The sequence below is a fragment of the Salinarimonas chemoclinalis genome, from assembly GCF_041514305.1.
GTDB classification, from domain to species: domain Bacteria; phylum Pseudomonadota; class Alphaproteobacteria; order Rhizobiales; family Beijerinckiaceae; genus Salinarimonas; species Salinarimonas chemoclinalis.
Genome location: NZ_JBGMWH010000002.1, coordinates 612,022 through 632,988 on the forward strand (window position 1 = coordinate 612,022; position 20,967 = coordinate 632,988).

The following is a 20,967-nucleotide window of genomic DNA, read 5'->3' on the forward strand; positions in this document are numbered from 1 at the left end:
AGAGCGGGAATGAGCGACGCGACGCCTGCCCAGGCGCCCTGGAACCCGACCGACGTCGAGCGGCTCCAGGCGGCGATGCCCGCCTGGTGCGCCGAGCTGCAGGGCCGGATCACCGCGGCCTTCGAAGCGATCGAGGACGAGGCGACGGGGCCGTTCGACCCCGACGCGCCCGCCGAGCCCGGTCGATTCGAGCGCACGCCTTGGTCGCGCACGGACCATTCCGGCGCCGACGGCGGCGGCGGCACGATGGCGATGATGCGTGGGCGCGTGTTCGAGAAGGTGGGCGTCCACGTCTCGACCGTGCACGGCGAGTTCGCGCCCGCGTTCCGCGGTCAGATCCCGGGCTCGGACGCCGATCCGCGTTTCTGGGCGGCGGGCATCTCGCTCATCGCCCATCCCTGGAACCCGCACGCGCCGACCGTGCACATGAACACACGCTTCGTGAAGACGACGAAGCCCTGGTTCGGCGGCGGCGCGGACCTGACGCCGGTCCTGGAGCGCCGGCGCACCCAGGACGACCCCGACAGCGAGGCCTTCCACGCCGCCATGCGCGGCGCCTGCGAGGCCTATGCCGACATCGCCGACTACGACCGCTACAAGGCCTGGTGCGACGAGTATTTCTGGCTCGCGCACCGGAACGAGCCCCGCGGGATCGGCGGCATCTTCTACGACTACCACTGGTCCGGCGACCCGGACCGGGACCTCGCCTTCACCAAGGGCGTGGGCCTCGCCTTCCTCGACATCTACCCGCGGATCCTGCGCGCGAACATGGCCACGCCCTGGACCGAGGCGGACCGGCACGAGCAGCAGATCCGCCGCGGGCGCTACGTCGAGTACAACCTGCTCTACGATCGGGGCACGATCTTCGGCCTCAAGACCGGCGGCAACGTCGCCTCGATCCTCTCGTCGATGCCGCCGACGGTCCGCTGGCCCTGACGGGCGACGAGGCGCCCGAACGGCCCCACCGCCCGCGCGTGCCGCGCGGACTCCTCCCCCGGGGGACGAAGCGGGTCAGCGGGTCGCGAACTCCCGGCCGATGCCCTCGAACAGCTCCGCGAAGCCGCTGCCCTCCCTCCAGAACACCGGCGGCTCGCCGAAGGGCGCCGCGACGGTGACGTCCGCCCCGCCCTCGAAGCGCTCGCCGGACCAGAGGTGGACCCAGCGCGCGCCGGCCGGCAGCCGGGTCGTCCACTCCCGCTCGCCCGCGCGCCAGACCGGCGCGACGAGCAGATCGCGGCCGTAGAGGTAGGCGTCCTGCACGTCGAAGGTCCGCGCATCCTCCTCGAAATGCAGGAAGAGCGGGCGCTGGCAGGGCAGCCCGGTCTCGCTCGCCTCGGCGACGAGCGTGCGCAGGTAGGGCACGAGCGCCGTCCAGATCCGCGTCGCGCGGGCGAAGTGCGCGAGCAGTTCCGGGCTGTCGTCGAACTGGATGTTCTCGCGCGGCCGGTTGCCCTCGTGGGTGCGCATCACCGGCGTGAAAGCGGCCATCTCCGCCCAGCGGATCATCAGCTCGGCCGTGCGCACGTTGCCGAACAGGCTCGTGTAGCCGCCGATGTCGGAATGATGGTAGGCGTTGCCGACGAGACCCGAGGACAGCGCGCCGCAGATGACGGTGACGAGCCCGTCGTGCCGCGAGAAGTCCACCGACTGATCGCCCGCCCAGAGCAGCGGGCAGTGCCGCTGCACGCCGGTGAAGCCCGCGCGCATGAAGAACAGCGCCTCGCCGGTCATGCCGCGGTTCTCCACCGCGCGCGCGTTCACCTCCGCCCAGAGCACGGGCCAGGCATTGTGCATCAGCATCGGGTCGGAGCCGTCCGAGAGGACGACGTCGACGGGCAGGTACTCGCCGAAATCCGCCATCCAGCCGGACAGGCCGGCATCGAGCATTTCCTGCCCGATCACGCGCTCCTCGAACCAGGCGCAGGCCGCGGGCGACGTGAAGTCGACGACGCCGCAGTCGAATTCCCCGAAATCGACCCGGTAGGTGTCGCCGGCGCGATTCCGCGCGAGGTGCCCGGCCGCCTCCGCCTCCGGGTAGAGCGTGCCGTCGACGGCGAGATAGGGGTTCACGTAGCCCATGAAGCGGATGCCGCGCGCGTTCAGCGACACGATCGCGTCGCGCAGGCCCGGGTACCAGCGCTCGTTCGCCCGCCAGTCCCAGAACAGGCGCCGGCCGAAGGACGTGTCGCGGATGCCGACCCAGTCCTCGCACCACAGCGCCGAGACCGCGCAGCCCGCCTCGAGGTATTTCTCGAGGCGCTGGAGCGAGTTGGCGCCGTCCTTCAACCCGATGATCGCGCCGTTCATCACCCACTCGGGCAGCGGCGGCTGGCGGCCGAAGCGCTCGGAGAGGCGCGAGACGAGCGCCTCGAGGCTCGGCGCGCCGAACAGCTCGATGCGCGCGGGCACGGCCCAGACCTCGATCTCGTGGAACGAGCGGCGGCGGAAGTCGAAGGCGCAATAGGCGGTCGTCTCGACGTGGAGCGCGTAGCGGCGCGTCGAGAGGTAGGTCGGCTGCGGGTAGTTGGTGTGCCAGTAGTCGCCACCGGCGCCGCCGGTCTTGTCCGCCTGGAAGGTGATCTCGCTCTTCTTGTCGCGCCCGACGCCGGGCTCGGAGGTCCAGAGCGGGAACTCGCGGCCGGAGAGGTCGAAATACGACATCTGCTCCCCGCCCCCGTAGACGCGCTCGCCCTCCTCCGCCTCGACGCGCAGCCAGAAACGGTCGATCGCCGCGTCCGCCTCCACGAAGACGAGGGCGCCCGCCTCCGCGTCGCCCTCGATCGCCGCGACGAGGCGCGGCTTCGCCTCGGAGCTCGTCGAGAAGGCGACGAGGCGCCCCGCGATCGCCGCGTGGCGCAGGCCGACGCGCTCCTCGACGTGATCCTCGATCTCGAAATTGCCACGGTACATCGCGATCCGCGGCTCGCCGCGCCCGACGAAGAGGCAGGGACGGTCGGGCCGGTGGCGCAGCACGAGGCGCGCGCCGAGATACAGGTCGAAGCCGTCGTCGACAGCGACGAGGTGCATGGGGAGGGTGCCTTCAGTTCTGGGTGAGGCCGGCGTCGACGACGAAGTTCGCACCGGTGCAGCCGGCGCTCTCCTCCGACGCGAGGAAGAGCGCCATGCGCGCGACGTGGCTCGCGTCGAGCCGAAACTTGAGCGCCTGGAGATCGAGGAACTGGCGGTTCAGCTCGGGCGTGAGCCAGAGCTTCTCCTGGCGCTCGGTGAGGATCGCGCCGGGGACGAGGCAGTTGACGCGAATGCCCGACGCCCCGAGCTCGCGCGCCAGCGTCTTGGTCAAGCCGTTGAGCGCGGCCTTCGCCGTCGTGTAGCCGACCATGCCCGGGCGCCCGCGCATCCAGGAGATGGAGCCCAGCATGATCACCGAGCCCCCGCCCCGCTCCGCCATCCCCGGCGCGAGCGCCTGGGTGGCGAAGAAGTGGTGGTCGAGGTTGAGCGCCAGCGCCCGGCGCCAGTAGTCCGGCTCGACGCTCTCCATGGCGTGGCGGTCGTCGCGGCCGGCATTGTTGACGAGCGCCGCGACGCCCTCGTAGCGCGCCTCGATGCGTGCGAGCGTGGCGCGCAGGGCGGCAATGTCGGTGATGTCGCAGGCGTCGAAGGCGGCTCCGGTCTCCCCGGCCAGCGCCCGGCCGGCCGCCTCGTCGATGTCGAGGAAGGCGACCTGCGCCTCCTGGGCGGCGAAGGCGCGCACCATTTCCGCGCCGATACCCGAGGCGCCGCCGGTGATCACCACGGCGCGGCCCTTCAGCGAGCGGTAGCGCACCGATCCGTAATCGTGGAGACCCGTTCGCGTGTCGCTCGCCATCTCAGAGATCCGGATCGAAGAGCGGCTCGAGCCGCCCGGGCACGTCCACGTCCACCGCGAAGAGCCCGCCCGCGTGCGGCGTCTGCGCGAGTTCCGCCTCGGGCCGCCCCGCGCGCGCGGTCGTCACGTAGAGGGTCTTCAGGTCGCGCCCACCGAAGGCGACCATGGTCGGGCATCGCGCCGGGATCGGGATCTCGGCGAGGAGCACGCCGTCCGGGGACCAGCGCTGGATCCGGGAGCCCTCGTAGAGCGCCGTCCAGTAGCAGCCGTCGACGTCGAGCGCGGCGCCGTCCGGTCGCGCGCGGTCCGCCGCGTCGCGGTCGAGCCGGCAGAACACCTCGCCCTCCTCCAGCGTGCCGGTCGCGGGGTCGTAGGCGTAGCGGCAGACGGTGTAGCGCGGCGTGTCCGCGTGGAAGACGGTGCGGCCGTCGGCGGAGAAGGCGAGGCCGTTCGAGGTCATCAGCCCGTCGAGGAGCTTCGTCAGCCCCGATCGGTCGAGCCGGTAGAGCCCCGCGCGCCCGCCGCGCTCCTCGTCGATCGTGCCGACGAGGAAGCGCCCGGCGGGATCGACGCGCCCGTCGTTGAAGCGCGACCAGGCGCGGTCCTCTGGATTGTCGGCGAGCTTCCTCAGAACGGACCCGTCGCGCGCGAGGAGGAACACGCCCGAGCGCATGCCGGCGACGAGCGCGCGCCCCCTGGTCAGCCCGATGCAGCCGATGTCCTCGCCCACGGCGGCCATGGCGTGCGCGCCGCTCTGGGGATGGTAGCGGTGGATGGCGCGGCCCTCGATGTCGACGAACCAGAGCGCCTCCTCCTGCGCGTCCCACAGCGGGCTCTCGCCGAGCAGGGCCGCGCAGTCGAGGACGAGGCAGGCTTCGTGCGCGGCGCTCGTCATGGCAGGCGCTCCACGGATATGCGGGCGCTCGCGACGAGGCGCTCGTTGGGCGCGAGGATGCGCAGGCCGTGGTCCTTCACCTCGGCCATGCGGTTGATCGCGTCGGGCATGTGCGAGACCGGCTCGACGCAGAAGAAGTCCTTGCCCGGCGGCACGAAGACGACGCAGTGCCCGAAGACCGCGTCCGCCGTGATGGCGAGCGCGAGCCTGCGATCGGGATAGACGATCTGCGCCTCGCCGCCGAAGCCGGCGAAGGCGTTGTCGAGGGTGACGCTCTCGACCTCCCTGAGCACGGAGAAGTCGAAGTCGCCCGTCGGCGCGTCGCGGCGCACCGGAATCTCGCGCTCGTCGGCGATCCAGAGGCTCGCCGCGCGAAAGCGCAGGCCCGCGCCCGGGCGGCGGGGGAAGTAGGGGTGGAAGCCGAGCCCGCAGGGCATCGGGCGCGCGTCGCGGTTCTCGACCGTGAGCGTCATGACGAGGGAGGTCGTCTCGAGCGCGTAGGTCAGCTCCGCGCGCATGCGCCAGGGCCACAGCCCGGCGCCCTCCCCTTCGGGATCGTGGTCGAGCACCAGCGTCGCCGCGCTCTCGGAGCGCGGGCCGATCTCCCAGGCGCTGCGCCAGCCGAAGCCGTGGAGGTAATGCGGGCTCTCGCCGAAGTTCGGCACGAGCCGGTGTTCCTGCCCGCAGAAGGTGAAGCGGCCCTGGTCGATGCGTCCGGAGACCGGCACGAGCGGGAACGAGGAGGTCAGCGTTGCGTCCCCGCTCGCCAACATCTCGGGCGTCGTCTCGCGTAGGATCGGCACGTCGCCGATCCGGAATCCCGTGATCGCTCCCCCGACCGCGGGCGCGAGGTCGAGGGCGAGCTCGCCGTTGGTGAGTGTGAGGATCTCGGTCATCGCGGGCGCTCCTCGCGTCGTGCGTCAGTAGGCGGCCGCGGGGCCGCCTGCGGGGGACGCGTTCGCGCCGCGCAGCGTTCCGAGCCAATCGGCCGCGCGCCCGGTCATCATCGCGACGTCGGAGGCGACGGCGGCGAACGCGTAGCCGTAGTCGAGGAAACGCGCGACCATGTCCGGGTTCGGCCCGACGATTCCGATCGGCTTGCCCACGGCCTTCGCGCCCTCGGCGGCCCGCGCGATCAGCGCCTGCACCTCCGCATGCCCCACCTGCCCCATCCGCCCCATCGCGGCGGAGAGGTCGCCCGGCCCGACGAACAGCGCGTCGACGCCGGGTACCGCCGCGATCTCCGCGAGGCGCGCGATCGCGCGGGGCGTCTCGAGCTGGACGATCACGAAGGTCTCGCTGTCGGCGCGTCCGAGATAGTCGCTCGCGCGCCCGAAGCGGGAGGCGCGGTGCACGGCGGCGACTCCGCGCACGCCCGTCGGCGGGTAGCGGGCGAAGGACACGGCGGCGCGCGCCTCCTCCGCGCTCTCGACGAAGGGGACCATCACGGTCTCCGCGCCGAGGTCCAGCACGCGCTTGACCATCACCTGGTCGTTCCAGGGCAGGCGCACCACGGGGGCGGCGCCCGTGCAGCCGATCGCGCGCAGGATGTGGGCGAGGTCGCCGAGATCGATCGGCACGTGCTCCATGTCGACGACGAGGAAGTCGAAGCCGACATGCCCCATCGCCTCGGCGGTGGAGGGCGCCGCCGCCATCAGCCAGCTCCCGAGGGGCGCGGTGGGGCCGGCCGCGAGGCGGCGCTTGAAGCGGTTGGTGATGTCGATCATCGCGGCCTCAGTAGATCGGCGGCTCGGGGACGGCGGGTCCCGCGGCCAGGAAATCGAAGTCGCAGCCCTCGTGCGCCTGGGAGACGTGGCGCTGGTAGAGGGCGGCGAAGGAGCGGTCGTAGCGGTAGGCGGTGGGCGTCCACTCCGCGCGGCGGCGCGCGAGCTCGGCCTCGTCCACCTTCATGTCGAGGCGCCCCGCGGGGACGTCGAGCACGACGACGTCCCCGGTGCGCAGGAGGCCGAGCGGCCCGCCGACGGCGGCCTCGGGCGAGACGTGGAGGACGCAGGTGCCGTAATGCGTGCCGCTCATGCGCCCGTCGCAGATGCGCACCATGTCGCGCACGCCGGCCACGAGCAGCTTCTTTGGAATGGGCAGGTTGCCCCATTCGGGCATGCCCGGCGCGCCGACGGGGCCGGCGTTGCGCAGCACGAGCACCGTGCTCTCGTCCACGTCGAGATCGGGATCGTCGATCGCGGCCTTCATCGCGCCGGGGTCGTCGAAGACGAGGGCACGGCCCTCGTGGCGCAGGAACTTCGGGCTCGCGGCGGAGGTCTTCATCACCGCGCCGTCGGGGGCGAGGTTGCCGCGCAGAACGGCGAGCGTACGGCCCCGCTCCAGCGGGACGGCGGGATCGGCGAGATCGCGGATGACGTCGTCGTTCCAGCAGGGCGCCTCGGCGAGCGCCTCGCCGAGCGTGCGGCCCTCCACCGTCGGGCGGGAGAGGTCGAGATGCGCCTCGAGCTTCTTCAGGAGCGCCGGCAGCCCGCCGGCGAACCAGAAGTCCTCCATCAGGTAGTCGCCCGAGGGAAACAGGTTCGCCAGGACGGGGATGCGCGCCGACACCGCGGCCATGTCGTCGAGCGTCAGGTCCACCCCCGCGCGGCGCGCCATGGCGACGAGGTGGACGGCGGCGTTGGTCGAGCCGCCCATCGCCATGTAGGCGACGAGCCCGTTCACGAAGGTCTCGCGCGAGAGGATGGTGGAGGGGCGCACGTCCTCCCAGATCATTTGCACGATCCGCTCGCCGCAGGCCGAGGCCATGCGGGCATGGCCGGAATCCACCGCGGGGATGGAGGACGCGCCGAAGAGCGTGAGCCCCATCGCGTCGACGATGGAGGTCATGGTCGAGGCCGTGCCCATCGTGTTGCAGGTGCCGGCCGAGCGCGTCATGCGGCTCTCGAGGTCGACCCAGTCTTGCGCCGAGAGGCGGCCGGCGCGGTACTCGTCCCAGTACTTCTTCGTGTGGGTGCCCGCGCCCGTCTTCACGCCGCGCCATTGCCCGTTCGACATCGGCCCCGCCGGGCAGTAGATCACCGGCACGTCCATCGAGATCGCGCCCATCAGCAGGCCCGGCGTGGACTTGTCGCAGCCGCCGAGAAGCACCGCCCCGTCGACCGGGTGCGAGCGCAAGAGCTCTTCCGCCTCCATGGCGAGGAAGTTGCGGTAGAGCATGGTCGTGGGCTTGACCATCACCTCGCCGACCGAGAGCGCCGGCAGCTCGACGGGGTAGCCGCCCGCCTGCCAGACGCCGCGCTTCACCGCCTCTGCCCGCTCGCGCAGATGCGCGTGGCACGGGCTCATGTCGGACCAGGTGTTGAGGATCGCGACGACGGGCTTGCCCATGAACTCCTCGCGCCGCATGCCCATCTGCTGCGTGCGCTGGCGATGCGCGAAGGCGCGCATGTCGTCGGCGGCGTACCAGCGCTGGGAACGCAGGCTGTCCAGGGTGCGGCGGGCGATCATCGAGCCTCTCTCGGGGTTCCTCCGATCGCGCATCTTAGCGCTGCGAAATTCCGGCGCAAGGCGGATCCCCGAGGCCGCGGATGCGTGGATTTCGGATCGGCCCCTCCCTCCCGGGCGGCTCGGCTCAGCTCTTGAGCCGCCATCCGGTCTTGAAGATCCACGCCACGATCGCGAGGCAGACGAGCATGAACACGAAGGTCATCGCCAGGCTCACCGCCGGCGCGACGTCGGCGACACCGTAGAAGCTCCAGCGGAAGCCGCTGACGAGATAGAGCACCGGGTTGAGCAGCGCGATCGTGTCCCACGGCTCCGGCAGCATCGTGATCGAGTAGAACGTGCCGCCGAGGAAGGCGAGCGGCGTCACCACCATCAGCGGGATCAGCTGGAGGCGCTGGAACGAGTCCGCCCAGATCCCGATGATGAAGCCGAACAGGCTGAACGCCGTGCAGGTGAGCACCAGGAAAGCCGCCGTCCAGAGCGGGTGCACGATCGTGTAGTCGACGAAGATGCGGGCCGTCGCCAGGATGAGGCAGCCGATCAGCACCGATTTCGTCGCCGCCGCGCCGACGTAGCCGATCACGGTCTCCACCGCCGAGACGGGTGCGGAGAGCAGCTCGTAGATCGTGCCCTGGAACTTCGGCAGGTAGATGCCGAAGGACGAGTTCGTCAGGCTCTCGGTGATGACCGTGAGCATGATCAGCCCCGGCACGATGAAGGCGCCGTAGGAGATGCCCTCGATCGTGTCGATCCGTGAGCCGATCGCGGAGCCGAAGACGATGAAATAGAGCGACGTCGAGAGCACGGGCGCTGCGACGCTCTGCATGATCGTGCGCCGGAAGCGGTTCATCTCGAACAGGTAGATGGCGCGGATGCCGTTGAGGTTCATGACGGGCGCCCCTTCACGAGCGAGACGAAGATCTCCTCGAGCGAGCTCTCGGAGGTGGCGAGGTCGCGCACCTCGATGCCGGCCTCCGCCAGGCGGCGCAGCAGGTCGGCGATGCCGGTGTCCTCGCTCTGGCTGTCGAAGACGTAGGTCAGCGTGCGCCCTTCGGGATCGAGGGAGAGCGCGGGCCGCGCGACGGCGTCGGGGATGGCGGCGAGCGGCTCGCGCAGGTGCAGCGCCAGCTCGCGCCGGCCGAGCTTGCGCATCAGCGCGGTCTTCTCCTCGACGAGCAGGATCTCGCCCTGGTGGATGACGCCCACCCGGTCGGCCATCTCCTCGGCTTCCTCGATGTAGTGCGTCGTCAGGATGATGGTGACGCCCCGCTCGCGCAGGCGGTGCACCATCCGCCACATCTCCCGGCGCAGCTCGACGTCGACGCCCGCCGTCGGCTCGTCGAGGAAGAGGATGGTGGGCTCGTGGGCGAGCGCCTTGGCGATGAGCAGGCGCCGCTTCATGCCGCCCGAGAGCGCGATGATCTTGGCGTCGCGCTTGTCCCAAAGCGACAGATCGCGCAGCACGCCCTCGACGAAGGCGGCGTCGCGCGGCTTGCCGAACAGGCCGCGGGAGAAGGAGACCGTGTCCATCACACGCTCGAACGAATCGACGTGGAGTTCCTGCGGAACGAGGCCGATCTTGGTGCGGGCGGAGCGGAAGTCGGCCACCGCGTCGTGGCCGTCCACGAGGATGCGCCCGGCGCTGGGGCGCACGAGGCCGCAGATCGCGCCGATGAGCGTCGACTTGCCGGCGCCGTTCTCGCCGAGCAGCGCGAAGATCTCGCCGCGGCGGATGGTGAGGTCGACGTTCTTGAGCGCGGTGAAGCCGGATGCGTAGGTCTTCTCCAGGCCCTCGACGCGGATGACGGCGTCGTCGGCGCCGATCGGCGGCGGCGCCGGGTGGGCGTGCGCGGCGGGTCTCATGAGGGCTCCGGGGGAGATTCGGGAAGCGTCGTTGGGAGCCTGACATGGAGGCGCGCCGCCGCTTCGTCCAGGGCTCCCGCCGCAGGAGTGCGGCGGGAGGGCTCCGCTCAGGGCATGGCGGCGCGCGCGGGCGGAAGGCCGAACCCGTCGGCGATCGCCGCGACAATGGCGGCGTGGACCGCGGCGCGGTCGGTGCCGGGCGGGTCGGTGCAGACCGGGTCGTCCCCCTCCTCCGCGAGGAGCGCGGGCCCCTCCGGCTTGCAGACGGGCAGCGCCGTGAAGTGGTCGGCCGGTGCGAGCATCACGACGTCGGCCTGCGGCACGGCGGTGGCGAAGCCGGAGCCCTCGGGTGTGAAGTCGGTCGCGATCAGCCGGTCGCCCGCCGCGCCGAGCCCGATCAGCACGACGGTCTCGACGAGGTCCGCGGCGTGCGCTGGTCCGAGCCCGGCATGGAGGCCCGGATCGATGGCGGCGACGCCGACGACGCGCGGGTCCCGGTACGACGCGTCCCACAGGTCCGCCTCGCGGGCGGAGAGGTCGATGCCGGCGGCGCGCAGTTCGCGGCAATGCGCGACGTCCGGCGCGGCGCCGTCGCAGAAGGCGACGTAGGCGGCGAGGTCGCCCCGCAGCCCGCCGATCGAGAGCGCCGTGAAGCCGCCGAACGAGAAGCCGGCCGCGTAGACGCGTCCCAGATCGACCCGCGGCCCGAACGTCGGGTCCGCCAGGAGCGCGTCGAGCGCCGCCGAGAGGTCCTGCGCGCGGGTCCAATGGTCGAGGGCGCGCGCATGGTCGAAATCGCCGAAGGTGCTGCCCGGATGGTTCACCCCCACCACGATCGCGCCGCGCGCGGCCAGCCCCGCGGCGAGCCAGGCCAGGGAGCGCACGTGCCCGCCCATGCCGTGCGAGAGGAGGACGACGGGGTGCGTCCCCTCCGCCGGCGCGGCGCCGACGCGCGCGTCGAGACCGACGAAGACGGCGTTCTCGGCGATGCGGGCAGGGGTGCCGCCGGGGCCGGCAGGGTAGAAGACGTCGCCCACGAGCGGGGCGTCGTGGTGCGCGGCGGGGGCGGCGAAGGGGGCCGTGCCCAAGGGGGACGTGTCGAAGGGGGACGTGCCCAAGGGGGACGTGTCGGCGGCTCGGGCGGCGCCGACGCTCGCGGCGGCGAGCAGTGCGGCGGCGGCGAGGCGGATCGTGCGATGAAGCATCCGTTTGGCTCCGGGGTCGGGTGGTGGTGATCCCTCCGGCATGCCGAAACCCGTCCGAACGCGCGTCCGAGAACCGGTTCGAGGTTGTCCGCGAACCGGTTCGCGGTCTAGGATGGCGCGTCCGTCCGGAGTTTCGCCGCCGTCCCGATGCTCGTCCTGCCCGTTCCCCTCGTCGCCGCGCTGGTGCTTCTCTTCCTCCTCGTGCGGGCGCTCGCCCGTCGCGAGGGCACGCCGCTGCTGCTCGCGCTCGTCGCCGCCGGCGCGGCGCAGGGCGCGCTCGTCGCCCTCGTGCAGCACTACGGGGTAGCCGCCCTGCGCCCGCTCCAGCCGGTGACGGCGTCCCTCCTGCCTCCCCTCGCCTGGCTCGCCTTCGTTGCCGCGGCGCTGCGCCCGCTCGGCCCGCGGGACGCGGCGCACGGTGCGGTTCCGCTCACCGCCGCGGCGAGCGTCGTCCTCGCGCCGGCTGCGATCGACCTCGTCGTCGTGACGACCTTCGCCGGCTACGGGCTCGCCCTCCTCCTCGCGGCGCGCCGCGGCTCGGCGCTGCCGGGCGCGCGGCTCGAGAGCGGCGAGGTGCCGCGGCTGATCTGGCGCACCATCGGCGTCCTGCTCCTGGGCTCGGCGGCGAGCGATGTGCTGATCGCGGCGGACCAGGCGCTGCTCGCGGGCGCCTGGCGCGACCCGATCATCAGCCTGTTCACGGCGCTCGCGCTCGTCGCCATCGGCGCGCTGACGCTCTCGGGCGACCTGCGCCCGCCGCCGCCCGAGACCGAATCGCCCGCGGACGACACCCCTCCCCCGTCGCGCGATCCGCAGGCCGGGGAGCAGGACGCCGCGCTCGTCGCCCGGCTCGAGGCGCTGATGGCCCGCGACGCGCCGCATCTCGATCCGGACCTGACGCTCGCGCGCCTCGCGCGGCGCCTGCGCGTACCGGCGAAGGCGCTGTCGGGCGCGATCAACCGCGTGCGCGGCGAGAACGTCTCGCGCTTCGTCAACGCGCACCGGGTCGCGCACGCCTGCGCGCTCCTCGCGGAGGGAGCGGACGTCACGCGGGCGATGCTGGAGAGCGGCTTCGGCACGAAATCGAACTTCAACCGCGAGTTCCTGCGCGTCACCGGCGCGAGCCCCAGCGCCTGGCGCGCCGTGCGCTCGAGCGGCGCACCGACCCCGGAGCCCGCTACCCGATCCGGATCCGCGCCGCCGCCTCCGGCAGCAGCGCCGCCGCGCGGGCCTGCGCCGCCTCGTCCATCCGCTCCCGCGGACCCGAGAGCGTGAGCGCGCCGAGCAGCCGGTCGTCCTCGGCGAGCACCGGCGTCGCCACGGCCACGAGGCCGGGGTTGCGCTCCCCGCGCGAGACCCGCACCCGTTCGAGCCCGTCGCGCGCCCGCGGGTCGGCCCAGCTCAGCAGCACCCAGGAGGACGCGCCGCGGCCGAGCGTCAGCCGCTGGCCCTCGTCGAGCCGCTGCCCGCCCCCGCGCGGTGACAGCTCCCGGTAGAGGCAGATGCGCTCGTCGCCCTCGCGCACGTAGTAGGACGCGCTCTCCCCCGTCTCCGCCACGAGCGCCCGCAGCACGGGGCGCACGGCGTCGCCCATCCCGAAGGTCCGCCGGTAGAGCGTGCCCAGCCGCCAGAGCGAAGGCCCGAGCCGGAAGGTGCCGTCGGCGTCCCGGCGCAGATGGCCGAACCGGATCAGCGAGGCGGACAGGCGCAGGATCGTCGGCTTGGGCAGGCCGGTCTCCTCGGCGAGCCGCGCGAGGCTCATCGCCCTGCGCTCCGAGCCGAAGGCCTCCAGGATCGACAGCGCCCGCTCGACGCTCTCCACCCGCTCCTCGCGCATCGCTCCCTCCCCGCTGCCGTTCCGCCTGACGGAATGCCACCGTGGACGTCTTGTGACATCCGGTGCCCCTCGTCTAGCGTGGCGGCAGGGAGGAAGACGGCATGAAGCCGCTCGCAGGCATCCGCGTGCTCGACCTGACGAACGTCCTCGCCGGGCCGTTCTGCTGCCATCAGCTGGCGCATCTCGGCGCGGACGTGATCAAGGTCGAGGCGCCCGGCACCGGGGACCTCGCGCGTCAGCTCGGGGCGGACCCCGCGCTCAACGCCGCGCTGATGGGCGTGTCGTTCCTCGCGCAGAACGCCGGCAAGCGCTCGATCGCGGTCGACCTGAAGCAGGAGGGAGGACGCGAGGTCCTGCGCCGGCTGGTGGAGGGTGCCGACGTCCTCGTCGAGAACTTCCGCCCCGGCGTGATGGACCGGCTCGGCGTCGGATACGAGGCGCTGAAGGCCGAGAACCCGCGCCTCGTCTACTGCGCCATCTCCGGCTTCGGCCAGGACGGGCCGTGGACCGACAGGCCGGCCTACGACCAGATCGTCCAGGGCGTGGCCGGCGTCATGGCGATCACGGGCGATGCCGAGAGCGCGCCCTTGCGCGTCGGCTTTCCCGTGGCGGACACGATCGGCGGGCTCACGGCCGCCTTCGCGGTCGCCGCCGCGCTGCAGGCGAAGCCGCGCGGGGCCTTCCTCGACGTCTCGATGGTGGAGAGCGTGCTCGCTTCCATGGGATGGGTCGTCTCGAACTGGCTGGTCGCCGGCGTCGCGCCGGCGCCCGTCGGCAACGAGAACGTCACCTCCGCGCCGTCGGGCACCTTCCGCGCCGCGGACGCGCCGCTCAACATCGCCGCCAACAAGGACGCGCAATGGCGCGCCCTCGCCCGTCATCTCGGCCGCGAGGACCTGCTCGACGACCCGCGCTTCCGCACCCGCGAGGACCGCAAGGCGAACCGCGCCGCGCTGAAGGAAGAGCTCGAGCGCGTGCTGGCGACGCGCCCGGCGCGGGACTGGGCGCGCGAGCTCAACGGCCTCGGCGTGCCCGCGGGCGCGGTCTTCACCGTGCCGGAGATCCTCGCTCACCCGCTCGTCGCGGACCGCGGCCTGCTCGGCGCCTTCGCCGACCCGCCGGGCGTGGGGCGCGACATCACCTTGATGCGTACCGCGGTGCGCATCGACGGGAAGACGCCGTCCGTCGACGCGCCGCCGCCGCGGCTCGGCGAGCATCGCGAGGCGATCCTCGCCGAACTCGGCTACGACCCGGACGCGATCGACCGGCTCGAGCGGGAGGGTGCGGCATGAGCGACGTCCGCAACGACAGCGTCCGCAACGACGTGTCCGACTGGTGGTCGACGGCCATCATCGACATGGAGCCCGGACGCATCGCGATCCGGGGCCGGCCGATCGAGGGTCTGATCGGGGCCGCCACCTTCCCGCAGATGATCTGGCTGATGCTGCGCGGGGACCTCCCGACCGAGGCGCAGGCGCGGCTGCTCGAGGCCGCCCTCGTCGCGGCGGTTGACCACGGACCGCAGGCGCCCTCGATCGCCACCGCACGCATGGCCGTGACCTGCGGCCTCGGCCTCAACGGCGCGCTCGCCTCGGCGGTGAACATGCTCGACGACGTACACGGCGGCGCCGGCGAGCAGGCGGCGACGCTCTACGGCGCGATCCGCGCCGCGGGCGGGCCGGACGCGGCGCCGGCGATCGTCGACCGCTTCCGCGCCGAGAGGAGCCGCTTCGTGCCGGGCTTCGGCCACCGTTTCCACAAGCCCGTCGACCCTCGCGCGCCGCGCCTCCTCGGCCTCGTCGACGAGGCCGCGGCGGCGGGCGTGGTCGAGGGCGTCTTCGCCGACGTGGCGCGCGCGGTCGAGGCGCATCTCGCACGGACCGCGGGCAAGCCGGTGCCGATGAACATCGACGGCGCCACCGCGGTGATCTTCTGCGAGCTCGGCTTCCCGCCGCCGCTCGCACGGGGGCTGTTCTGCCTCTCGCGCGCGGTCGGCTGCCTCGCCCACGCCTGGGAGCAGATGGAGCAGGGCGGGCGCAACAAGGGTCCCACCCCGCCCGCCTACCGGTGGACGTATACGGGTCCGCGAAACACGCCCACGGAAGGAGGTGAGCCGCATCGATGATGGACAACACGGCCGCAGGAATGCGAGCCTGACCCTTCGCAGCGGCCCCCGCGGGGCTCGCCGCGCCAACGATAATCGACATGAAGACGGGAGAACGACCATGGCAATCCTCACCCTCACCCGCCGCGCCGCGCTGTCGGCCGCGCTCGGCGTCTCGCTCGCGGCTCTGGCGCTCGGCGGAACCGCGCAGGCGCAGCAGATCGATCGCATCCACTTCATCGTGCCCGGCGGCGCCGGCGGCGGCTGGGACGGTACCGCCCGCGGGACCGGCGAGGCGCTGACCGCCGCGGGCCTCGTCGGCACGGCGACCTACGAGAACATGTCCGGCGGCGGCAGCGGCGTGGCGATGAACTACCTCATCGAGAACGCCCAATCGAACCACGGGACGCTCCTGATCAACTCGGCGCCCATGATCATCCGCGGGCTCAACGGCGAGATCGACACGACCTTCCGCGATCTCACGCCCGTCGCCGGCACGATCGGCGACTACGCCGCCTTCGTCGTGCGCGCCGACAGCGAGATCGACGACATGACGGACCTGCTCGCGGCGTTCGAGGCGAACCCGGCGAGCGTGTCGTTCGGCGGCGGCTCGGTGCCGGGCGGCATGGACCACCTCGTCGCGGCGATCGCGATGCAAGCGGCGGGCGTCGATCCGCTGGCGGTCAACTACATTCCCTACGACGCCGGGGGCGAGGCCATGGCGGCGCTGCTGTCGGGCGAAATCCAGGCGCTCTCCACCGGATTCTCCGAGGCGGTGGCGCTCGCCGAGGCCGGCGAGATCAAGATCCTCGCCGTCACCGCGCCCGAGCGCGTGCCGGCGGCGGCCGACGTGCAGACGCTGCGCGAGCAGGGGATCGACGCGACCTTCATCAACTGGCGCGGGTTCTTCGCGGCGCCGGGCCTGCCGGAGGATCGGCTCACCGCCTACCAGGACGTGCTCGCGGCGATGTACGACACGCCGGAATGGGAGGAGGTCCGCGCCCGCAACGGTTGGGTGAACATCTTCAACCGCGGCGACGAGTTCACCGCCTTCCTCGAGGCGCAGGAGAAGGAGATGGGCGATCTGATGAAGCGCATGGGCTTCCTCTGATCGCACCCGTCCGGGGCGGCCCCGCGCGGGCCGCCCTTCCCCGCCCTCGTCGCTTCCGGGAGCCCGCGTCATGGCGCTCGACCGCTGGGTGGCCGTCGTCTTCCTGACGATCTGCTGCGCGTACGGCTACACCGCCTTCTTCCTGATGGACCAGGCGGTGCCGCCCTTCATGCAGCGCAACCCGGTCTGGCCGAGCTCCTTCCCGAAGATCCTCGCGGTCGCCGGCGCCGCGCTCGCGCTCGCCGTGATCGTCGGCTCGAAGGACAGTGCGCCCAAGGACGGCGAGATCGACTACCGCCGGCTGCACGAGTACAAACTCGGGCAGGCGCTGGCGCTGGTCGGACTGATGGTGCTCTACGCCTTCGGGCTGCACGAAATCGGCTTCATCGCCGCGACGATCCTGTTCCTGACGGTCGGCGGCGCGCTGCTCGGGGAGCGGCGCTGGCACGTTCTCGTGCCGGTGTCGGCGACCGCGACCATGGTGATCTGGTACCTCGTGCAGGAGGTGCTCGGCATCTTCCTGCGGCCCTTCCCCGGCTTCCTCTGAGGGCGCGCCATGCTCGACCCGATCCTCGCCGCCCTCCAGGTCGTTCTCCAGCCGCACATCCTGATGATGGTCGTCGGCGGCTGCCTGATCGGCACGCTCATCGGCATGCTGCCGGGGCTGGGGCCGATGTCGATCATCGCCATCATGATCCCCATCGCGATCTCGATCGGCGATCCGTCCGCGGCGCTGATCCTGCTCGCCGCGGTCTATTACGGCGCGATCTTCGGCGGCTCGACCTCGTCCATCCTGATCAACGCGCCGGGCGTCGCCTCCACGGTGGCGACGAGCTTCGACGGCTTTCCGCTCGCGCGCCGCGGCGAGGCGGGCAAGGCGCTGACCGTCGCCGCGATCGCCTCCTTCTGTGGCGGCACGATCGGCGCCGTGCTCCTGATGATCTTGGCGCCGATGCTCGCCTCGGTGGCGCTCCTGTTCCATTCCGCCGAGTATTTCGCGATGATGGTGGTGGGCCTCTCCGCCATCGCCGCCTTCGCGGGAACGGGCCAGGTCGCCAAGGCCCTGATGATGACGGTGCTGGGCCTGATGATAGCGACCGTCGGCCAGGGCGCGCTGTTCAACGCGACCCGCTTCACCGGCGGCATCCTCGAGCTGCAGTCGGGCATCGGCTTCATCACGCTCGCGATGGCGATGTTCGCCCTGCCGGAGGCGCTCTACCTCGTGCTCGACCCCAAGCGCTCGAAGCGCGGCGAGGGCGGAGGCTCGAGCGAGATCACGGGCCTGCGCATCACCCGCGCGGAAGCGCGCCGGATCGCGCCGGTGATCGGGCGCCAGTCGATCCAGGGCTTCCTCATCGGCGTGCTGCCGGGCGCGGGCGCGACGATCGCTTCCTTCCTGGGGTACGCGGTCGAGCGCAACATCGCGAAGGGCGCGGACCAGGCGGAGTTCGGCAAGGGCTCGCTCAAGGGCCTCGCGGCGCCGGAGGCCGCCAACAACGCCGCCTGCACGGGCTCCTTCGTGCCGCTGCTGACGCTCGGCATCCCGGGATCGGGCACGACGGCGATCCTGCTCGGCGCGCTGATCGCGCTCAACGTGACACCCGGCCCGCGGCTGATGACGGACCAGCCGGACATCTTCTGGGGCGTGATCATCTCGATGTACATCGGCAACGTCGTGCTGCTCGTGCTCAACCTGCCGCTGATTCCCTACATCGCGAAACTGCTCGCCGTTCCGCGTACCTACCTCATTCCGTTCATTCTCTTCTTCACCTTGATGGGCGCCTACATCGGCCAGAACAACACCACCGAGCTGCTGCTGCTCGTGGGGCTCGGCGTCATGGCGACGATCCTGCGCTTCGCCGACTACCCGCTCGCCCCGCTGCTCATCGGCTTCATCCTGGGGCCGATGCTCGAGAACAACTTCGCCCGCGCCATGCAGCTCTACGGCGGGCCGGGCTTCATCCTGGAGCGGCCGATGACGCTCGGGCTCCTCGTCTTCGCGCTCGTGCTGATCGTGCTTCCGAGCTGGCGTGCGCGCCGCGCGCGCCTGCGGAAGGCCGGCGTGGCGGACGGGGACTGATCAGCCCCCGGCGCGTCGCAGCGTCTCGCGCATCCGCGCATGGGCGTCGAAGCCCATCTGGCGCAGGAGGTCGAGCATGTCGAGCGGGACCCAGTTCTCGCGGATCAGCCCCTCGTGGTGGAGATAGAAGTCCATCACCCGCATGGTGACGGGCCGGCCCGTCGCCGGCAGGCCACAGAAGCCGTCGCCGCCGTGCACGGCATAGACCGAAGGCCACCCGCCGGTCACCGAGTACGGCCCGTCGCCGATTCGGATGTAGTGCCCCGCTCCGTGACGCGCCCGCTCGGCCGTGACCTCCTCGAACGTGCCCTGCGGGCGCTGGAAGGCGACGCGGAAGGGCAGCTGGTGCCCGTCGACGAAGCCGTCGAGTCCGCGCGTCGTGCCGATGCCGGCGGGGCCGTACCACATCATTCGTCGATGCCAATGGTCCCGCTGCGGCATGGCGATCAGGCTCTCGCGGGTCAGGCTCGCGCGGTCGTCGTGCTCGGCGAGGCTGCGGTGCATGGCGAGCGTCTGCGCGAGGCTGGCCTGCGACGTCGCCGGGTCGGAGGGCTCGAGCCGGACGCCGTCGCGTGTGAACGGGGCGGGCCAGGCCTCGGGGACACCCAGCGGCTGCGGCAGCGGCCAGACGCCCGCCTGGCGCATCAGGTCGAGCACGTCCCACAGGAGCGTCGCCTGCACGGCGCGGCCGTCGCCGTCGATCTGCCAGACCTCGCCGTAGCGCAGGTACACGGGCTTGCCGGTCGCCGGGATGCCGAGCCAGTCCCCGCGCATCGTCCCGCAGTAATGGCCCACGGCGGCGGCGTAGGACCGCCCCTCGTAGCTCCCGGCGACGAAGATCGCGTCGCGCCGCTCGAGGTCCGGCAGCGCCGTCTTCAGCGGCGCCCAGACACGGGCGAGCCCCTCCGCGCGCCCGGCGACGACATCGATCGGATGCGCCACGCGCCAGACGGCATCGTCTCGCGCGACGCGCGCGATGGCCGCCTCGAGCCCGTCCGCGGGCGCCTCGGCGAGGGCGGAAAGCGCGCGCAGGACGTCTCGCCGACGCTCCCCGTCGAGCGCGGCGGAAGGATCGAAACCCGTTGTCACGCAAGGCCTCCAGCAGCGTCGAGCACGCCCTGGGCCTCAGATTCGGACAAATTCCGAGCCCCTGCAAGTTTTTTCTTGCATACGAATGCAAAAGACTGGAACCTTCGTTCGTTGACCCGAGGGGCGCCGCGACCGGCCGACACCCGTGGGCACGCGACTGGGAGAGGGACATGACGATTTCGATGCGTGCAGTGACACTCGCCGCGGCTCTCGGGACCGCTGGCCTCGTCGGCTCCGCCGGGCTCGCGGCGGCGGCGTGCGAGGTGACCTCGGGACGGGTCTCGATCGTCGGCAACGAGTTCCCGGCGATCCGGACGGTCGCGGCCAACGCGGCGGAGTGCGCGACCGACGGGCTCACGGTGCGGGCGAACCTCACCGCGGACCACCAGACGATCAACCTGCCGGGCATGCAGGGCAACCCGGCGGAGTACACGAGCGCCATCGTGGCGACGTCCTCCATCGTCGCGCTCCTCAACGAAGACGTCATCCGCCCGCTCGACGACCTCGTCGCCTCCTACGGCCAGGACATCCCCCGCCGCCAGCTGATCACGGTGGACGGCGCGGTCGTGGCGGTCGCCTTCATGGCGAACTCCCAGCACCTCGTGTACCGCGCCGACGTGCTCGAGGAGATCGGCGTCGAGCCGCCGAGGACCTACGAGGAGCTGCTCGCCGCAGCCGAGAAGATCCGTGCCGCCGGCATCATGCAGAACCCCGTCGGCGGCGCCTACGCCGCGGGCTGGAACCTCGCCCAGGAATTCGTGAACATGTACATCGGCATGGGCGGCGAGTTCTTCGAGCCGGGCACGCCGAACGTTTCGGTGAACAACGAGCGGGGCGTCGCCGCGCTCGAGACGATGAAGGCGCTCACCGCCTACATGAACCCCGACTTCCTCACACACGATTCGAACGCCACCTCGGCGGAGTGGGAAGCGGGCAACGTCGCGCTCATGAACATGTGGGGCTCGCGCACCGGCGTGCTGATGGACGCCGAGGGGTCGACCCCGGAGGTCTACGAAAACACGATGGTCGGCGCCCCGATGACTGTGGGCGGCGGCGACATCCCGGCCACCACGCTGTGGTGGGACGGCTGGACGGTCGCGCGCAACATCTCCGACGAGGACGCGGCGGCGACCTTCGTGGCCATGAAGCGCGGCATCAGCCCGGAGATCCTCACCGACGAGACCATGCCGCAGGCGGTGTGGATGATCGAGGGCTACGAGCCCGCCCCGGTCAACGAGGGCGTGATCCAGACGATGGCGATGGGCGCCCGGCCCTACCCGATGCTCCCCTACATGGGCATCCTGCACACCGCGCTCGGCGACAACATCGCCGACTTCCTCACCGGTCGCGAGGATGCTCGGACGACGCTCGCCGACATCGAGGCGGCCTACAGCGCCGCGGCCCGCGAGCGCGGCTTCATCCAGTAAGCCGGGTCCGAAGCCAACTTGCGACGCCTCGACCCGGGCGCCCGTGGCGGCGCCCGGCAGCC

19 protein-coding genes are annotated in these 20,967 nt (G+C 71.9%); 8 read left to right on the forward strand and 11 right to left on the reverse strand.

What is annotated here, in order from left to right; translation table 11 throughout:
• The first annotated feature begins 9 nt into the window (after positions 1-9).
• The gene (gene hemF, locus AB9M23_RS06630; protein ID WP_372423548.1) at positions 10-936 is read left to right on the forward strand and encodes an oxygen-dependent coproporphyrinogen oxidase; all 927 of its coding nucleotides are present in this window, start codon (positions 10-12) and stop codon (positions 934-936) included.
• A 75-nt stretch (positions 937-1,011) separates the two neighbouring features.
• On the opposite strand, the gene AB9M23_RS06635 is transcribed toward hemF, so the two are convergent.
• The 9 genes from AB9M23_RS06635 to AB9M23_RS06675 form a co-directional block, all read right to left on the reverse strand.
• On the reverse strand, positions 1,012-3,027 hold the full coding sequence (locus AB9M23_RS06635; protein WP_372423550.1) for an alpha-glucosidase: 2,016 nt from the start codon (positions 3,025-3,027) through the stop codon (positions 1,012-1,014).
• A 13-nt stretch (positions 3,028-3,040) separates the two neighbouring features.
• Complete coding sequence (locus tag AB9M23_RS06640; RefSeq protein WP_372423552.1) at positions 3,041-3,826, reverse strand: SDR family NAD(P)-dependent oxidoreductase; 786 nt, start codon at positions 3,824-3,826, stop codon at positions 3,041-3,043.
• 1 nt (position 3,827) lies between these two features.
• Entirely contained in the window at positions 3,828-4,721 is an 894-nt protein-coding gene (locus AB9M23_RS06645) for an SMP-30/gluconolactonase/LRE family protein (RefSeq protein ID WP_372423554.1), read from the reverse strand.
• Positions 4,718-5,617 (reverse strand): aldose 1-epimerase, encoded by a 900-nt coding sequence (locus AB9M23_RS06650; RefSeq protein WP_372423556.1) that lies wholly within the window; start codon positions 5,615-5,617, stop codon positions 4,718-4,720. Before AB9M23_RS06650 ends, AB9M23_RS06645 begins: the two co-directional genes overlap by 4 nt.
• 24 nt (positions 5,618-5,641) lie before the next feature.
• Positions 5,642-6,448 carry an HpcH/HpaI aldolase family protein gene (locus AB9M23_RS06655; RefSeq protein ID WP_372423558.1) on the reverse strand — a complete coding sequence of 269 codons (807 nt, stop codon included), beginning with the start codon at positions 6,446-6,448 and terminating at the stop codon, positions 5,642-5,644.
• Positions 6,449-6,455: 7 nt separating this feature from the next.
• On the reverse strand, positions 6,456-8,192 hold the full coding sequence (gene araD / locus AB9M23_RS06660) for an L-arabinonate dehydratase (protein WP_372423560.1): 1,737 nt from the start codon (positions 8,190-8,192) through the stop codon (positions 6,456-6,458).
• A 124-nt stretch (positions 8,193-8,316) separates the two neighbouring features.
• On the reverse strand, positions 8,317-9,078 hold the full coding sequence (locus AB9M23_RS06665) for an ABC transporter permease (RefSeq protein ID WP_372423561.1): 762 nt from the start codon (positions 9,076-9,078) through the stop codon (positions 8,317-8,319).
• Entirely contained in the window at positions 9,075-10,052 is a 978-nt protein-coding gene (locus AB9M23_RS06670) for an ABC transporter ATP-binding protein (RefSeq protein ID WP_372423563.1), read from the reverse strand. Before AB9M23_RS06670 ends, AB9M23_RS06665 begins: the two co-directional genes overlap by 4 nt.
• Before the next feature lie 107 nt (positions 10,053-10,159).
• Positions 10,160-11,257 (reverse strand): alpha/beta hydrolase family protein, encoded by a 1,098-nt coding sequence (locus tag AB9M23_RS06675; protein WP_372423565.1) that lies wholly within the window; start codon positions 11,255-11,257, stop codon positions 10,160-10,162.
• Positions 11,258-11,404: 147 nt separating this feature from the next.
• Here AB9M23_RS06675 and AB9M23_RS06680 point away from each other — a divergent pair, with 147 nt between their 5' ends.
• Positions 11,405-12,532, forward strand: coding sequence for an AraC family transcriptional regulator (locus AB9M23_RS06680; RefSeq protein WP_372423567.1), 1,128 nt, complete (start codon positions 11,405-11,407; stop codon positions 12,530-12,532).
• On the opposite strand, the gene AB9M23_RS06685 is transcribed toward AB9M23_RS06680, so the two are convergent.
• Positions 12,435-13,094 carry an IclR family transcriptional regulator gene (locus tag AB9M23_RS06685; protein WP_372423568.1) on the reverse strand — a complete coding sequence of 220 codons (660 nt, stop codon included), beginning with the start codon at positions 13,092-13,094 and terminating at the stop codon, positions 12,435-12,437. The genes AB9M23_RS06680 and AB9M23_RS06685 overlap by 98 nt on opposite strands.
• Positions 13,095-13,195: 101 nt before the next feature.
• On the opposite strand from AB9M23_RS06685, the gene AB9M23_RS06690 reads away from it, so the two are divergent.
• The 5 genes from AB9M23_RS06690 to AB9M23_RS06710 all read left to right on the forward strand — a co-directional run bounded on the left by AB9M23_RS06690 (position 13,196) and on the right by AB9M23_RS06710 (position 18,389).
• Positions 13,196-14,386 carry a CaiB/BaiF CoA transferase family protein gene (locus AB9M23_RS06690; protein ID WP_372423570.1) on the forward strand — a complete coding sequence of 397 codons (1,191 nt, stop codon included), beginning with the start codon at positions 13,196-13,198 and terminating at the stop codon, positions 14,384-14,386.
• Positions 14,383-15,219 carry a citryl-CoA lyase gene (locus AB9M23_RS06695; RefSeq protein WP_372423572.1) on the forward strand — a complete coding sequence of 279 codons (837 nt, stop codon included), beginning with the start codon at positions 14,383-14,385 and terminating at the stop codon, positions 15,217-15,219. The genes AB9M23_RS06690 and AB9M23_RS06695 overlap by 4 nt, the downstream gene beginning before the upstream one ends.
• A 100-nt stretch (positions 15,220-15,319) precedes the next feature.
• Complete coding sequence (locus AB9M23_RS06700; RefSeq protein ID WP_372423574.1) at positions 15,320-16,309, forward strand: Bug family tripartite tricarboxylate transporter substrate binding protein; 990 nt, start codon at positions 15,320-15,322, stop codon at positions 16,307-16,309.
• Positions 16,310-16,379: 70 nt separating this feature from the next.
• Entirely contained in the window at positions 16,380-16,856 is a 477-nt protein-coding gene (locus AB9M23_RS06705) for a tripartite tricarboxylate transporter TctB family protein (protein ID WP_372423576.1), read from the forward strand.
• Between the two features lie 9 nt (positions 16,857-16,865).
• Positions 16,866-18,389, forward strand: a complete 1,524-nt coding sequence (locus AB9M23_RS06710; protein WP_372423578.1) for a tripartite tricarboxylate transporter permease — start codon at positions 16,866-16,868, stop codon at positions 18,387-18,389.
• Here AB9M23_RS06710 and AB9M23_RS06715 read toward each other — a convergent pair whose 3' ends face one another.
• The gene (locus AB9M23_RS06715) at positions 18,390-19,478 is read right to left on the reverse strand and encodes a nuclear transport factor 2 family protein (protein ID WP_372423580.1); all 1,089 of its coding nucleotides are present in this window, start codon (positions 19,476-19,478) and stop codon (positions 18,390-18,392) included.
• A gap of 170 nt (positions 19,479-19,648) precedes the next feature.
• On the opposite strand from AB9M23_RS06715, the gene AB9M23_RS06720 reads away from it, so the two are divergent.
• Positions 19,649-20,905 (forward strand): ABC transporter substrate-binding protein, encoded by a 1,257-nt coding sequence (locus tag AB9M23_RS06720; RefSeq protein WP_372423582.1) that lies wholly within the window; start codon positions 19,649-19,651, stop codon positions 20,903-20,905.
• Positions 20,906-20,967: the final 62 nt, after the last annotated feature.